This window comes from Streptomyces viridifaciens (genome assembly GCF_001888885.2).
Taxonomy (GTDB): domain Bacteria; phylum Actinomycetota; class Actinomycetes; order Streptomycetales; family Streptomycetaceae; genus Kitasatospora; species Kitasatospora aureofaciens.
The window spans coordinates 3,987,609-4,000,886 of sequence record NZ_CP090841.1 but is presented as its reverse complement, the minus strand read 5'-3'; the positions used below and the strand labels follow the sequence as shown (position 1 = coordinate 4,000,886).

The following is a 13,278-nucleotide window of genomic DNA, read 5'->3' as shown; positions in this document are numbered from 1 at the left end:
GATCCGCAGCCTCACGCGGGGCCGTGGCGGCTCGAGGGAGCTGCCGGACGGGCCTGACCGGCCTGACCGGCCTGACCGGACCGGCCTTCGCCGGACGGGCCTTGCCGGGCAGGCCTCGCCGGAGCGGGCTTCACCGGGCCATACCGACCCGGCCTCAGCGAACCGGGTCTCAGCGAACCGGGCCTCAGCGAACCGGGTTGATGAACCCCTGCTCGGTCAGCAGCCGGAGCGACTCCGGCACCCGGTCCCGGAGCACGACCCGGTCCTCGCCCAGCAGGTGCGCGATGGCGTCCACGATCTCGCCCGCCGACAGCGTCCCGTCGCAGACCCCGACGAACCCGGCGCCGACGGTGTCCACCTTGGTGGCCCGCCGCATGCCCCTGTTGTGCCGCAGCACCACGTGCTCCGGGTCCTCCGCCCCCGGCGCGCCGACCTGCTCCTGCACCACCTCGTCGGCCAGCACGTAGCGGGCCGCGAGCAGGCCCGCGTCGTCGTGCGAGCGCAGGAAGTCCTGCCGGTCGAACCACTCGTCGATGTGCGGGCCGAGCGGCTGCTCCACCGGGTGCGGCCACTCCTCCACCCGTACGATCGGACGCTCGGCTCCGCCGGCCCGCAGGGTGATCCAGCCCATTCCGATGCCCTCGACCCGGCCCGCCTCGAAGGCGTCCAGCCACTCGCCGTACCGGGCCTGGTAGTCGCCGCCGGGACCGCGGTGGTCACCGCCGTCGCGCAGCCACAACTCGGCGTACTGGGCCACGTCCTGGACCTCGCGCTGAACGATCCACGCGTCCAGTCCGGTGCCCGCCACCCAGCCGGCCAGCCGCTCGCGCCAGTCCTCGCCCCTGACGTGCTGCCAGTTGGCGAGCAACTGGCAGTAGCCGCCCGGCTCCAGGTGCTCGGCGGCCGAGCGCACCAGACTGCGGCACAGGTCGTCCCCGGCCATGCCGCCGTCACGGTAGGTGAACCGGCCGGCTGGCGAGATGACGAACGGCGGGTTGGAGACGATCAGGTCGAACTTCCGCTCCCCGACCGGCTCGAAGAGGCTCCCGGTGAGCGCCTCGGTGTTCTCGAACCCGGACAGCGCCAGGGTCAGTTCGGTGAACCGCAGCGCGCGCGGGTTGAGGTCGGTGGCGGTGACGCTACGGGCGTGCCGGGCGGCGTGCAGCGCCTGCACCCCGGAGCCCGAACCGAGGTCCAGCGCGGCCCGGACGGGCCGGCGCACGGTGATGTTGGCCAGCGTCGTGGACGCCCCGCCGACCCCCAGCACCAGGTCCTTGCGGGACACCCCGTGCGCGGTCTCGCCGGAGCCGATCCCACCCGCGCCGCCCACCGCGCACCCCAGGTCGGAGACCACCCAGGCATCCGAACTCGGGAGCCCGGCCACCTCGTTGGCGTACGGCCGAACGTCCACCGTGGCGCGCACCAGATCGCCGTCCGGGCGCAGCCAGCCGTCCGCCAGGCAGTCCTCCACCGGTAGCGCGGCGGCCGCCGCCTTGTACGGCACCGGCTGCTGCAGCAGGAACAGCCGCACCAGGGTCTCCAGCGGGGTGCCGCCGCGCGTCGCACGCAGTGCCGGAACGGCCTCGCTACGGGCCAACGCCGCGTAGCCGGTGGGCCCCAGCAGGTCCAGGCACCCATCGGCGGTGAACGAGGCGGCCAGCAGCGCCTCGCGCAGCTTGGCCAGACGGGTCGGGTCGAGAACGGGGCTACTGATCACCCCGCCATTGTCCCCCGGTCCACCCCGCCCCGGCCCCACCGGCCCACCAGTCCACACGGAACGGGCGAGGGCCCGCCCTCGGCCGGTCCCGGCCCGCTACAGGCTTGTCCGGGCCGGCGCGCGGTCGGTCCGCCACCGGGGGCGGGCCGGTCACCACCTCGCCCCGGGCCAGGGGGCCCCACCCCTCAGCAGGAGCGCGCCCTCACCCACACGCCCCCTGCCACGGCTGAGTCCCCCACCGTCCGGACCGGAACACCGACCGCGAACGCAGGCGCCGGGGCCGAGGTCGGATCCGGGCCCGGGTCCGGGTCTGGGTCAGGGTCTGGGTCAGGGTCCGGGGAAGGCCGTTCCCTTGAACGGCCCCGGCCCCTGATGCTTCCCTGACCTTCCCCGCCTTCCTCCCCCGCTTCTCCGCGCCCTCGATCAGCTCGCGCTGGGTGCCGGAGTGGCCGGGGTCGTGGCCGAGGCCGCCGGGGTGGTGGAGGCGCCCGCCGAGGGGGTGGCCGCCGGGCTCGCGGTGTCCGTCGCGCCCGGCGCGGGGGTACCGCTGGGGGCGCCGGCCGAGGCGGAGGCACCGGCGCTCGGGCTCGCGCTCGCGCCCCCGGTGGCCGGGGAACCGCCGGCACGGCCGCTCGCCCCGGCGCTCGGGGTCGTCTGGGTGGGCTTGCAGCCCTCCTGCTTGGCCATCGCCGCGCCCAGGTCGCCGCGTTGCAGCTTGGCCTGCGCCTGCGTGGACAGCGAGGACAGCTGCTGCAGCCGGTCGGCGACGCTGTGCAGCCCGTCCGCGAACTTCGCCTGGTCGTTGTTGGGCAGCGCGTCCAGCTTCTTCTGGACGTCCAGGTAGCCGTCGGACGCCTTCTTCAGCTCGTCGACGGTGTCCTTCTGCAGCGCCGCTCCGTTGTCCACCTTGGGCACACCGGCCGCGTCGATGGCGGCCCCGATGTCCTGGTTGGTCTTGGCGAGTCGCCCGATGTCCGTCGAGAGCCGCTTCTGCAGGTCGGCCGGGGACTCGCCGGTCTTCACCTGGCCGGTGTCGGCGAGGGCGGTCTGTGCCTGGGCGATCGGGTCCTTGGCCGCACCGCAGACGTTCGACGCCCAGGACTCCAGCTGCTTGCTGTTGTCGTCGCCGCCGCAGCCGACGGCTCCGAACGCGAGCAGCACGCCGAGGGCGGGTACGGCCAGCAGTCGCTTGTTCACCGGGAGAAGCCTTTCGGTTTCGGTCGTCTTCGGTCGTCGAACCTACACGGCCGTCACCAGGCGCCCGGTTCCCGCCCGCTCGACTGCCGGGCACCTCGGCTGCGCCGCTGCTCGGCTCCCGGATCGTCCCTGCCCGAACTCCCACCCCGGCCCGCTCAGAGCACGCCCCCGCCGCCGCTCAGGCCCGCTCGACCCTGATCGGATCGCCCGGCCGGACGGGTGCGCAGCACCTGGGCGTCCCCGTCCAACGCGCCGAGGACGTTGCAGGGACTGGCCAGTCGGCACTCGCCCTCGTGCGAGATCGGGGTCGGGCCGTACGGCAGGGCGAGGCTCTAGCCATCGGTCCAGAACGCGACCGTGCCCGGCTCGACGCCCTGCCGGGCGCCGTCCTCGCGCGGCGCGCTGACGGGCGTGCGGAAGTAGACCTCCTCGCCCCAGGTGCCGGTCGTCGAACTGATCGGCAGCCTGGGCCAGAGTGCCTCGGTGGTGGGGGTGGCCGACAGCGTGGCGGTGGCCTGCCCGGCCGGCCACAGGATGCGTATGTGCTTCCTCTTCCGCGACTGGTCCGATCGAGGATCGGACCCGGTCGTGCCGGAAGCAGCGAACCGCCAGGCTCAACAATCTGTCAACGACTGCCCGGAGGGCGGGAACGCCGGAGGGCACGAGGCCGGAAGGCGGAACGCCGGAAGGAATCCCGGGCGCCGCCGGGAAGCGGTCCACGGACCGCGACGAGGTCGGAGAGGTCAGACCGCGACAGAGGCGACCGAGACCGGCCAGCTCATCCGGATCACGCCACCGTCGGCACCCTTGGTGACCTCCAGGTCCTCGACCAGACCGGTGATCACGGCGAGGCCCAGGGTGTCGTCGTCCGGGTCGCCGCCCTCGGCGGCACCGGGGGCCGGGACCGCAGCGGGGCCCGCTTCGTCCTCGACCTCGATGAGGAAACGCTTCTCCTGGTCGGTCAGCGCGACCCGCACCGTGCCGCCGATGCCACCACGCTGGTGCAGGCCGACCGCACGCGAGCACGCCTCACCGACCGCGAGCCGCACCTCGTCGAGCACCGACTCGTCGACCCCGGCCCGTCTGGCGACGGCCGCGGCGACCAGCCTGGCCGTCCGCACGTGCTCGGGAAGCGCGCTGAATCGAAGTTCGACGGTTGCCATCTCTCCCCCTCGGGGTGCTCCGACCGGAGCCGACGGTGCGGCCCCGCGGGGCCGGCACTCGACCGGCCCTGAGGCGTCCGGGGAACACGGGTCCTCATACGGGCCCCTGCGCCCCGGACGCGTTGGAACGGGCGGGCCGACCACGTGGACCGGCCCGGACGCGTCAGTCGGTCGCGGAGACCGCGTCGTCCACCGAGGTGTGGATCGGGAAGACCTTGGTCAGACCGGTGATCCGGAAGATCTTGAGAATACGCTCCTGGTTGCACACCAGGCGCAGCGAGCCCTCGTGGGCACGTACCCGCTTCAGGCCACCGACCAGCACGCCCAGACCGGTCGAGTCGAGGAAGTCAACGCCCTCCATGTCGACGACGAGGTGGTACTTGCCGTCGTTGACGAGCTCGACCAGCTGCTCCCGCAGCTTCGGGGCGGTGTACACATCGATCTCGCCGCCAACCTCGACGACCGTACGATCGCCGACTGCGCGGGTCGACAGGGACAGGTCCACGGAACCTCCAGCACCTTGCCTTGCTACGTCATGTGCGATCCTCGGCCGGACGGCCGCCACCGCATGGTCGCGAGCCCGGGCACGCCAAGCCACGCGTGGCAAGCCTCAGCGCTGCGACCCACGGCCGTACGGCCGTCACGGCCACATTCAACCACCTGCGACCATGCCCGCACGATGGCTTACGACGATTCTGCGTCACGCCGGTGACACACTGGGTCCTCATGCCGCCCCGACACAGCCTGCCCGAGGCACTGCTCACGACCCTGTCCACCAGTCGGGGCCGGGCCGATCGGCTCACCCATACGGAGCACCTTCCCGCCCGACCTGCGCGTTATTCACCGTGGCCCGACTCGATCCGACCGGAGATCGTCGCCTCGGCCCGGGACATCGGGGTGGAACAGCCCTGGGCGCACCAGGCAGAAGCGATGAACCTGGCCAAAACCGGCCAGACTGTGGTCATCGCCACAGGCACCGCCTCGGGCAAGTCGCTGGGCTATTTGGCGCCCGTGCTCAGCGATCTGCTGGAGGGCACCGAGGCCCGCAACGGCCGCGGCGCCACCGCGCTCTACCTGGCTCCGACCAAGGCGCTGGCCGCCGACCAGCGCCGCCGCGCCGCCGAACTCGCCCCGCCGAGGGTCCGGGCAGCCCTGTACGACGGCGACACCCCGCCGGAGGAGCGCGAATGGGTGCGCCAGTACGCCTCCTACGTGCTCACCAACCCGGACATGCTGCACCGGGGCATCCTGCCCGCGCACGCCCGCTGGGCCTCCTTCCTCAAGGCGCTGCGCTACGTGGTCGTGGACGAGTGCCACAGCTACCGGGGCGTGTTCGGCTCGCACGTCGCCCAGGTGCTGCGGCGGCTGCGCCGCATCTGTGCCCGTTACGGTTCGTCACCCGCATTCCTGCTCGCCTCCGCCACCACCGCCGACCCGGCCGTGACCGCCCGGCGGCTGACCGGCCTGCCCGCCGTGGCCGTCACCGAGGACGCCTCGCCGCGCGGGCCCATGGTCTTCGGCCTCTGGGAGCCGCCGCTGACCGAGAACGTCGGCGAGCACGGCGCCCCGGTACGCCGCACCGCCACCGCCGAGGCCGCGCACCTGCTGACCGACCTGGTCGAACGGCAGACCCGGACCGTCGTGTTCGTCCGCTCCCGCCGCGCCGCCGAACTCGTCGCGCTGCAGGCCCAGGACCAGCTCGGCCGGCCGCTCGCCGAGCGGGTGGCCGCCTACCGCGGCGGCTACCTCGCCGACGAACGCCGGGCCCTGGAGCGCGACCTGCACTCCGGCCGACTGCTCGGACTCGCCTCCACCTCCGCTCTCGAACTCGGCGTCGACATCTCCGGACTCGACGCCGTCCTGATGGCCGGTTACCCCGGCACCCGGGCCTCGCTCTGGCAGCAGGCGGGCCGGGCGGGGCGTGAGGCCCAGGGCGCATTGGCCGTCCTGATCGCCCGGGACGATCCGCTGGACACCTACCTGGTGCACCACCCGGAGGCGCTGTTCGCGACGCCCGTCGAGGCCACCGTGCTCGACCCCGACAACCCGCACGTGCTCGCCCCGCACCTGTGTGCGGCGGCGGCCGAACTCCCGCTCACCGACGACGACCTGGAGCTGTTCGGCCCCTCCACCGCACCACTGCTGCCGGTGCTGGAGCGGCGCGGCCTGCTGCGCCGGCGCGCCGACGGCTCCTGGTACTGGACCCGCCGGGAGCGCGCCGCCGACGCCGTCGACCTGCGCGGGAGCGGCGGCAGCCCGGTGCAGATCGTCGAGGCCGACACCGGCCGGCTGCTCGGCACGGTGGACGCCGCGGCCGCCCACACCACCGTGCACACCGGGGCCGTCCACCTCCACCAGGGACGCACCTACCTGGTCCGGGAACTCGATCTGGAGGACTCGGTCGCCCTGGTCGAACCAGCCGACCCGCCGTACACGACGGCCGCCCGTGACATCACCTCCATCTCCGTCCTTGACACCGACACCACCGTCCAGTGGGGCGAGGGCCGGCTCAGCTTCGGCTCGGTGGAGGTGGTCAACCAGGTGGTCGGCTACCTCCGCAAGCGGATCTCCACCGGGGAGATCATGGGCGAGAGCAAGCTCGACCTCCCGCCCCGCACCCTGCGCACCCGCGCGGTCTGGTGGTCCGTCACCGAGGACCAGCTGCTCGACGCGGACCTCCCGCTCGACCGGCTGCCCGGCGCCGCCCACGCCGCCGAACACGCCTCGATCGGCCTGCTGCCGCTGTTCGCCACCTGCGACCGGTGGGACATCGGCGGCGTCTCCGTCCCGTTGCACCCCGACACCGGGCTGCCCACGGTGTTCGTCTACGACGGCCACCCGGGCGGGGCCGGCTTCGCCGAACGCGGCTTCCAGCGGGCCGTCCCGTGGCTCACCGCCACCCGCGCCGCGATCGCCTCCTGCGAGTGCGAACGCGGCTGCCCGTCCTGCGTCCAGTCGCCCAAGTGCGGCAACGGTAACGACCCACTGGACAAGGCGGCAGCCGTCCGGCTGCTCGACGTCCTACTGGCCGGGGCGCCGGGGACCGGCTCCGCAGCGGGCCCGGACGGTGGAGCGCCGGCCGCTTCATGACCCTGCCGCCGCACCGCTCGTGCTGCTCGGAACACCGCCGGGACCTGCACCGGCACCGCCATCCGCACCCGGGCCAGCACCGGAGCCGGCACCAGCGCCGCCCTCGGCCGCGGTGACCGTAGCCCGAAGCGGTCCGGCCCGGGCCCTCGCCCGCACCGGGCCGACCGGCAGCCGCAGCGGGAGCCCGCCCACCGACACCTCGGCCACCACCTCGACGGCGTCCGCCGAGCGGTCCACCGTGCAGGACGCCAGAGCCGCGCCCTGCGTCGCGGCGATCCCGGCGGCCCGAGCGCAGCCGCCGTCCGGATCCAGCAGCAGCCGGTCCGCTGCCGCGAGGGCTGCCAGGTCGGCGGCCGACTCGGCCCGGTGCCGGGCGGCCACCACCGCACCGACCGCGATCGTCGCGGTGAAGGCCACCGTGCCCAGCATCGCCAGGGCGAGCAGCCAGACCGTCGCCGAGCCCGCGTCCGCCCCGTACCCGTGCCGGCCGGCCGCAGCGGCCCGGGCGGTGCGGACTCGCTCCAGCCGCTCCACCGGCCACCGGCGGCCGGTCAGGCGGGCCACGAGCCACCACCTCCCTCCGCGGTGCCACCCAGTACGTCCTCCCGGGCGGCCACGGCCATCGCGCCGACCCGCACCGCGAGCAGACCGCCCAGCCGGCCCGGCCCCGCGCACGGGGCGTCCACGTCGACCCGCACCGTGTCCGCCGCGACCGCCAGCCGTACCCGCGCTCCCGGCGGCGCCGCCGCGCGGGCGAGTTCGACGGCGTCCGTCTCCCCGCGCGCGGCCGCCCTGGCACCGATCCGGGCCGCGTCCACGCAGGTGATCTGCGCGGCCGCCGCGAGTACGCCCCAGATCAGCATCGCCGCGAGCAGGACGAGCGCCGGCAGCACCACCGCCGTCTCCGCCGTGACGAAGCCACCGTCCCCGCGCCGCGCCGACCGCACCGCCTGGCGCTGTGCCGCCGCCGAGCTCCCGCAACGCCCGTCGGCCGCTCGGAGGACGGGCGCAGCACGGGGCCTCGGCCTGCCCCTACGTCGCATGGAGTGCCCGTTCCAGCATCTCGGTCAGCGCCCCGGTGATGGCCGTGCTGGTCACCACCTTGTAGAGCCCGGCGGCAAGGGCGCACGCGCCCAGCGTTCCCACTGCGTATTCGGCGGTGGTCATTCCGGCGTCCGACCGGCCCCGGCGCCGGACCGTCCGGCGCAGCCGGCCCTCGGCCCCGCGACTCCTCCGTCGCCATCCCCCGAGCAACTGCCGAAGCGGCTGTCCGGTCCCGGCCTTGATCATCATCACTGCGGTCATCGTTCTCTCCTGTCTGGAGTTTTCTTCCGGTTTCGTTCCGGTCTTTCCCGTGACTCCGGCGGCGCGGGAGCCGACGTCCACTCACATCGCCTGGGCGAAGCGGCTGGTGAGGCCGATCACCACCGGCACCACGCCGATCAGGACGAAGGCCGGGAGGAAGCAGAGCCCGAGTGGCGCGGTGGCGAGCACCGCGGCCCGGCGGACCCGGGTGTGGGCCGCCCGCGCGGCCGCTGTCCGCTGTGCCTGGGCCAGTCCGATCAGCGGACCGGCCACAGGGGCCCCGCCGAGGCTCGTCCGGACCAGGCAGCGTGCCAGCGGGGCCAGTGCGGGGTGCTGTTCACCCAGCCTGGTCCAGCACAGTTCCGGCGGTGCGCCCAGGGCCAGTTCGGCTCCGATCGCCACCAGCCTGGGCCCCAGCGGTGCGCCCACACTCCGGCCCACCGCCGACACCGCCACCGAGGGCAGTGCCGCCGATCCGAGGCAGGCCGCCAACAGCTCAGCGCCCAGTGGGAGTTGCCTGGTCAGCAGTTCCTCCTCCAGCGCCGCCCGGCGATCCGTCGGCGAACGGGCCCGAGCCGACCAGCGGTGGACCCCCGCCGCTGCCAGTCCCCCGGCCACGACGCCGACGACATCCCCGACCAGCACCGCCACCGCCAGCCCGGCGCCGACCGCCGAGACCAATCGCCGCAGAGGACCAAGCCCTGGACGTCTCGGGCTCGTTCGCCGTCGCTCCGCGCCCCGCTCAGGCGCCCAGGCGAACGCTCGCCGCCCGGCCGTACGCCGCAACGTCCCCACCGTCATGGCGGCCGCCGTCACCGCCGCCGCAGCGAGGGGCCCGGCCGCGATCCATCCGGGGCCTCGCATTACGCCACCCCCGCTCCGGTACCGAGCGCCCGCGCCCGCAGCGGTCCTCGACGCCCGTCACCGCCTCCACCAGGCCACTCAGCGCCCTGCGGGGCTTCCAGCGCGCCCCGGGCCGCCACCCGGACGATGCGGGCCGTCCAGAGCACCCCTAGACCCTCCAGAGCCGCACCCGCCGCAAGGCAGCCCAGTCCGGCCGAGGTGTGCAGCAGGACCTCCAGCGGGCGTGCCCCTAGCCCACTGCCCAGGAGCAGGCCCGCGCCCGGCAGGGCGGCCAGGACCGCGATCGTCGTACGCGGGCCGGCCAGCTCCCCGGCGATCTCCTCCGCCAACTCCCGTTCACCGCGCAGCGCCTCGGCGACCCGGTCCAGCGCCGCGGCCAGCCCCGATCCGCCGTCGGAGGCGACCCGCCAACAGGCCGCGATCGCCGCCGCCCCGCTGCCACCTGGCAGTTCGGCCAGCAACAGGAGCGCGGCGGAAACGTCCCCGCCGTACCGGCCCGCGGCCAACCGGGCCACCGGTTCGGCTCCGAGCCGGCGCAGCCCCTCCGGATCCGCGGCGAGCCGCGCGGTGACCAGGTGCAGCGCCTGCTCCGGCGTCGCGCCGCTGCGCAACTCCCCGGCCAGCGCGGCGCAGAGCTCCACCACCGCCGCAGCCCGCTGCCCGGCCTCCGCGGCCAGGCGCCGCCGCAGCCGCCACCGCCGCAACGGAAGGACGGCCAGTGCGGCCGCGAGCACCGGTACCGGCGAGTCGGTGGCCCGGCCGAAGGCCAACCCCGCAGGCAGGACCAACAGTTCGGGGACCAGCAGTCCCGGAAACCGAGCCCAGCCCCGTCGTTCCGCCTGCGGGCCCGGCCCGTACACCGGGGGCCCACTGCCCGCCAGCACCAGTCTGGAGCGCCGCCCGCCCGGCAACTGTTCCTGGACGGCACGCCACCCGGCGACGGTCAGCAGGCAGAGCACCGTCGCCCAGCAGAACCCGATCTGTTCCTGCGTCACCTCACTCACCTCCACGTCATCGCCTCTTCCGGCCGCAAGACCGGAGCAGCACCAGGGCACCCGTCGCGCACCCGGCCAGCAGCAGCACGAACCCGATCTCGACCAACCGCAGCTCCCGTGCCGCCTGGGCCGCCGACGCCATCGACACCGACGTGGTCAGCGCCGACACCGCCGCCGCGCTCATGGCGCCACCGCCTCGAGGACCACTCCGCGCGCCGCCAGCAGCCTGACCAGTCGCTCCCAGCCCGCCCCGGGCACCAAGCCACCCGCCGGGGGGAACTCCACCGCCGGGATGGTCACGGCCAGCCCGTCGCGGTCCCCGGCCAGGGTGTGGATCTCCGCCACCCGGCGGCGCCCCGAGCCCGGATCCCGGACCAGGTGCACCACCACGTCGAGCGCGGCGCGCAGTTGGCTGTGCAGCGCCGGCCGGTCGAGCCCGGCGAGCGAGCCCAGTGCCTCCAGCCGGACCGGCACGTCCGCCGCCGTATTGGCGTGGACGGTGCCGCAGCCGCCTTCGTGCCCGGTGTTGAGCGCGGCCAGCAGGTCCGACACCTCGGCTCCGCGCACCTCGCCGATCACCAGCCGGTCGGGGCGCATCCGCAGCGCCTGCCGGACGAGGTCCCGCAGGGTGAACTCGCCCAGCCCCTCCTGGTTCGGCGGTCGGCTCTGCAGCCGAACCACGTGCGGGTGGGCCGGGCGCAGCTCGGCGGAGTCCTCGGCGACCACGATCCGTTCGTCCGGACCGACCAGGGCGAGCAGCGCCGCGAGCAGCGTCGTCTTGCCCGAACCCGTACCGCCGGAGACCAGCAGCGACAGCCGGGCCCGCACGATGCCGGCCAGCAGCTCGGTGCCCTCCGGCGGCAGCGCTCCGCCCGCCGTCAACTCGTCGAGCGTGAACGGCCGGGGTCGGCAGACCCGCAGCGAGATGTGCGTGCAGCCGGTCGCGATCGGCGGCAGCACCGCATGCAGTCTGGTGCCGTCGGGCAGCCGGGCGTCCACCCAGGGCCGGGCGTCGTCCAGGCGCCGCCCGGCCGCGGTGGCCAGCCGGTGGGCCAGCCGCCGGACCGCCTCGGCGTCGGCGAACCGGATTCCGGTGGCCCGGTGCAGGCCGCCGCCACGGTCGACCCACACCTCCTCCGGACCGTTCACCAGCACGTCCGTGACGTCCGGCGCCGCCAGCAGCCGCTCCAGCGGGCCCGCACCCACCAGTTCGGCGCGCAGCGAGCGCACGGTGTCCAGCACCTCGTCCCCGCCGAGCGGCGGCCGGGTGGCACGCAGCACGGCCGCGACCGATCCCGCCGTCGGGGCGGCCCCCGACTCGGCGAGCCGCAGCCGCACCGCGTCCACCAGCTCCGCCGTCCGCTCCTCGCGGGCCGTCCGGCCGTACGGGCAGGGCCCGTGATCGGCCGACGGCGGCCCGCCGGGCGGCGGCACGCTCCGGAGCGGCCGGTGCTCCCGCGCACCGTCGCCCGGGCCCGGGGCACCGCCTCGAAGACCTGTTCTGCGCAGGCGGACCATCAGTACACACCTCCTCCGACCGCCGACACCGGCGGTAGCACTTCGTTCAGGAAGGTCGCGCAGAAGCGCGCGAGTGGGCCGCCGTCCCGCATCCCGGGCGGCACGCCCTTCTCGACGTCCTCGGCCAGGCCCGGCTCCGGTTCCAATTCCCCGGCCAGCTCCAGTCGCAGCCCGCGGGCGATCCGGTGTGCCGGGAGCCCGCCGGCCCGCACCGGCCGGACCACGGCCCGGACGTCCCCGAGTCGCATCCGGGCCGCCGAAGCGACCCGGTCGGCGGCCGCCACGGCGCGCAGCTCGGCCGGGACCACCAGCAGCGCCAGGTCGGACTGCTGCAGCGCCTGTCCGGCGGCCGCGTCGAGATGACGGGGCACGTCGACGACCACCAACCCGCCGCGTCGCCGGGCGGCGGCCAGCACGCTGCGCATGGCTTCCGGCGGCACAGTCAGGGTGTCGCCGCGGTCCCAGGACAGGCAGGACAGCGCGGAGAGCCGTTTGAGGGCCGGAAGCGCCCGGGCCAGCTCGGCCCCGCTGACCCGTCCGCGCGCACCGGCCAGGTCGGGCCAGCGCAGACCGCGCGCCGTCTCCCCGCCGAGCAGGACGTCCAGACCCCCGCCCAGCGATTCCGACGGGTTCGCGAATTCCTGGAGTAGATCCAGGCTGAACCCGTAGGCTCCTCCTCACTCCGCGGGCAAGTAGCCCTCGGGTTAGGGGCGGAGGATGGTCACGGCATGGGAGCTTTCGGCGTCGCACATCGCAGTCTTCTGGATGATGCAGTGCCCGATATCGAGCGGCTGATCGAGTTCCACTCGAAGGAAACCGGATCGGCTCCGGGCCGGCGACGGCCGGACATTCAGGTGGTCAGCCGCTCAGCAGTGGTGATGACCTGCGCGTCGTGGGAGGCGTTCTGCGAGGACCTCGTGGCAGAGGCCCTGCGCCACCTGGCCGATCATGCTCCGGATGGCGCCGCCTTGCCGAAAGAGGTCAAGAAGACCCTCAAAAAGATCTTGCTTGACGATCAGAACGAGCTGGCGATATGGGGCCTTGCGGATGACGGCTGGCGAACCGTACTCCGCGACCGGGCCACCGCACTGTCCGCGGACGGCGACAGCTCTCTGAACACGCCGAAGCCCGCACAGTTGAAGACCTTCTTCCAGCAGAACGTCGGCATCGCGGACATTACCTCGGCGTGGTTCTGGCACAAGAACGATCAGGCGCGAACCACCAAGCTGCTGAACGACTTTGTCGTTCTCCGTGGATCCATCGCGCACCGCCGCTCGCCAGCGGGAGGTGTGCGGAAGAGCCAGGCGACGGGTGGCCTCGACCTCATCCTTCGTCTTGCGGAGAAGAGCGCGGCGGCCGTCAGCGAGCACCTTCTCAAGCACACGGGCCAGCCGCTCCCGGAACTAGATCCACCAGCCTGACCCTCAAG

General features: G+C 74.3%; 14 protein-coding genes and 1 pseudogene. 2 read left to right on the top strand and 13 right to left on the bottom strand.

Annotated elements, in window-relative coordinates:
• Positions 1-184: 184 nt before the first annotated feature.
• The 5 genes and pseudogenes from BOQ63_RS24920 to bldG all read right to left on the bottom strand — a co-directional run bounded on the left by BOQ63_RS24920 (position 185) and on the right by bldG (position 4,582).
• Positions 185-1,717, bottom strand: a complete 1,533-nt coding sequence (locus BOQ63_RS24920; protein ID WP_030289390.1) for a DUF7059 domain-containing protein — start codon at positions 1,715-1,717, stop codon at positions 185-187.
• Positions 1,718-2,140: 423 nt separating this feature from the next.
• Positions 2,141-2,914, bottom strand: coding sequence for a hypothetical protein (locus BOQ63_RS24915; protein WP_051747220.1), 774 nt, complete (start codon positions 2,912-2,914; stop codon positions 2,141-2,143).
• 178 nt (positions 2,915-3,092) lie between these two features.
• Positions 3,093-3,456, bottom strand: a pseudogene (locus tag BOQ63_RS24910) (cyclophilin-like fold protein).
• A 201-nt stretch (positions 3,457-3,657) separates the two neighbouring features.
• A complete protein-coding gene (locus tag BOQ63_RS24905) occupies positions 3,658-4,077 on the bottom strand; it encodes an ATP-binding protein (RefSeq protein ID WP_030289395.1) in 420 nt (139 codons plus the stop codon).
• A gap of 163 nt (positions 4,078-4,240) precedes the next feature.
• Entirely contained in the window at positions 4,241-4,582 is a 342-nt protein-coding gene (gene bldG / locus BOQ63_RS24900) for an anti-sigma factor antagonist BldG (protein ID WP_030289397.1), read from the bottom strand.
• Positions 4,583-4,803: 221 nt separating this feature from the next.
• On the opposite strand from bldG, the gene BOQ63_RS24895 reads away from it, so the two are divergent.
• The gene (locus tag BOQ63_RS24895) at positions 4,804-7,167 is read left to right on the top strand and encodes a DEAD/DEAH box helicase (protein ID WP_072654991.1); all 2,364 of its coding nucleotides are present in this window, start codon (positions 4,804-4,806) and stop codon (positions 7,165-7,167) included.
• On the opposite strand, the gene BOQ63_RS24890 is transcribed toward BOQ63_RS24895, so the two are convergent.
• The 8 genes from BOQ63_RS24890 to BOQ63_RS24855 form a co-directional block, all read right to left on the bottom strand.
• On the bottom strand, positions 7,162-7,731 hold the full coding sequence (locus BOQ63_RS24890; protein ID WP_050366703.1) for an Rv3654c family TadE-like protein: 570 nt from the start codon (positions 7,729-7,731) through the stop codon (positions 7,162-7,164). The genes BOQ63_RS24895 and BOQ63_RS24890 overlap by 6 nt on opposite strands.
• Complete coding sequence (locus BOQ63_RS24885; RefSeq protein ID WP_030289403.1) at positions 7,719-8,114, bottom strand: TadE family type IV pilus minor pilin; 396 nt, start codon at positions 8,112-8,114, stop codon at positions 7,719-7,721. Before BOQ63_RS24885 ends, BOQ63_RS24890 begins: the two co-directional genes overlap by 13 nt.
• An 85-nt stretch (positions 8,115-8,199) precedes the next feature.
• On the bottom strand, positions 8,200-8,472 hold the full coding sequence (locus BOQ63_RS24880) for a DUF4244 domain-containing protein (RefSeq protein WP_234355171.1): 273 nt from the start codon (positions 8,470-8,472) through the stop codon (positions 8,200-8,202).
• 81 nt (positions 8,473-8,553) lie between these two features.
• Positions 8,554-9,153: a type II secretion system F family protein gene (locus BOQ63_RS24875; RefSeq protein ID WP_043389450.1), complete on the bottom strand. Its 600-nt coding sequence runs from the start codon at positions 9,151-9,153 to the stop codon at positions 8,554-8,556.
• A gap of 182 nt (positions 9,154-9,335) precedes the next feature.
• Positions 9,336-10,331, bottom strand: a complete 996-nt coding sequence (locus BOQ63_RS24870) for a type II secretion system F family protein (RefSeq protein ID WP_079184089.1) — start codon at positions 10,329-10,331, stop codon at positions 9,336-9,338.
• A gap of 16 nt (positions 10,332-10,347) precedes the next feature.
• On the bottom strand, positions 10,348-10,515 hold the full coding sequence (locus tag BOQ63_RS24865; RefSeq protein WP_157846627.1) for a hypothetical protein: 168 nt from the start codon (positions 10,513-10,515) through the stop codon (positions 10,348-10,350).
• Positions 10,512-11,765: a TadA family conjugal transfer-associated ATPase gene (locus BOQ63_RS24860; RefSeq protein ID WP_223886038.1), complete on the bottom strand. Its 1,254-nt coding sequence runs from the start codon at positions 11,763-11,765 to the stop codon at positions 10,512-10,514. The genes BOQ63_RS24865 and BOQ63_RS24860 overlap by 4 nt, the downstream gene beginning before the upstream one ends.
• Positions 11,766-11,848: 83 nt before the next feature.
• A complete protein-coding gene (locus BOQ63_RS24855) occupies positions 11,849-12,418 on the bottom strand; it encodes a CpaE-like family protein (protein WP_499504919.1) in 570 nt (189 codons plus the stop codon).
• Between the two features lie 159 nt (positions 12,419-12,577).
• On the opposite strand from BOQ63_RS24855, the gene BOQ63_RS24850 reads away from it, so the two are divergent.
• Complete coding sequence (locus BOQ63_RS24850) at positions 12,578-13,270, top strand: HEPN domain-containing protein (RefSeq protein ID WP_143174564.1); 693 nt, start codon at positions 12,578-12,580, stop codon at positions 13,268-13,270.
• Positions 13,271-13,278: the final 8 nt, after the last annotated feature.

Bases quoted from the DNA above. Each gene is read 5' to 3' on its own strand.
- BOQ63_RS24905 (WP_030289395.1), bottom strand. From the start codon at position 4,077: ATGGCAACCGTCGAACTTCGATTCAGCGCGCTTCCCGAGCACGTGCGG.
- BOQ63_RS24895 (WP_072654991.1), top strand. From the start codon at position 4,804: ATGCCGCCCCGACACAGCCTGCCCGAGGCACTGCTCACGACCCTGTCC.
- BOQ63_RS24880 (WP_234355171.1), bottom strand. From the start codon at position 8,472: ATGACCGCAGTGATGATGATCAAGGCCGGGACCGGACAGCCGCTTCGG.
- BOQ63_RS24865 (WP_157846627.1), bottom strand. From the start codon at position 10,515: ATGAGCGCGGCGGCGGTGTCGGCGCTGACCACGTCGGTGTCGATGGCG.
- BOQ63_RS24850 (WP_143174564.1), top strand. From the start codon at position 12,578: ATGGGAGCTTTCGGCGTCGCACATCGCAGTCTTCTGGATGATGCAGTG.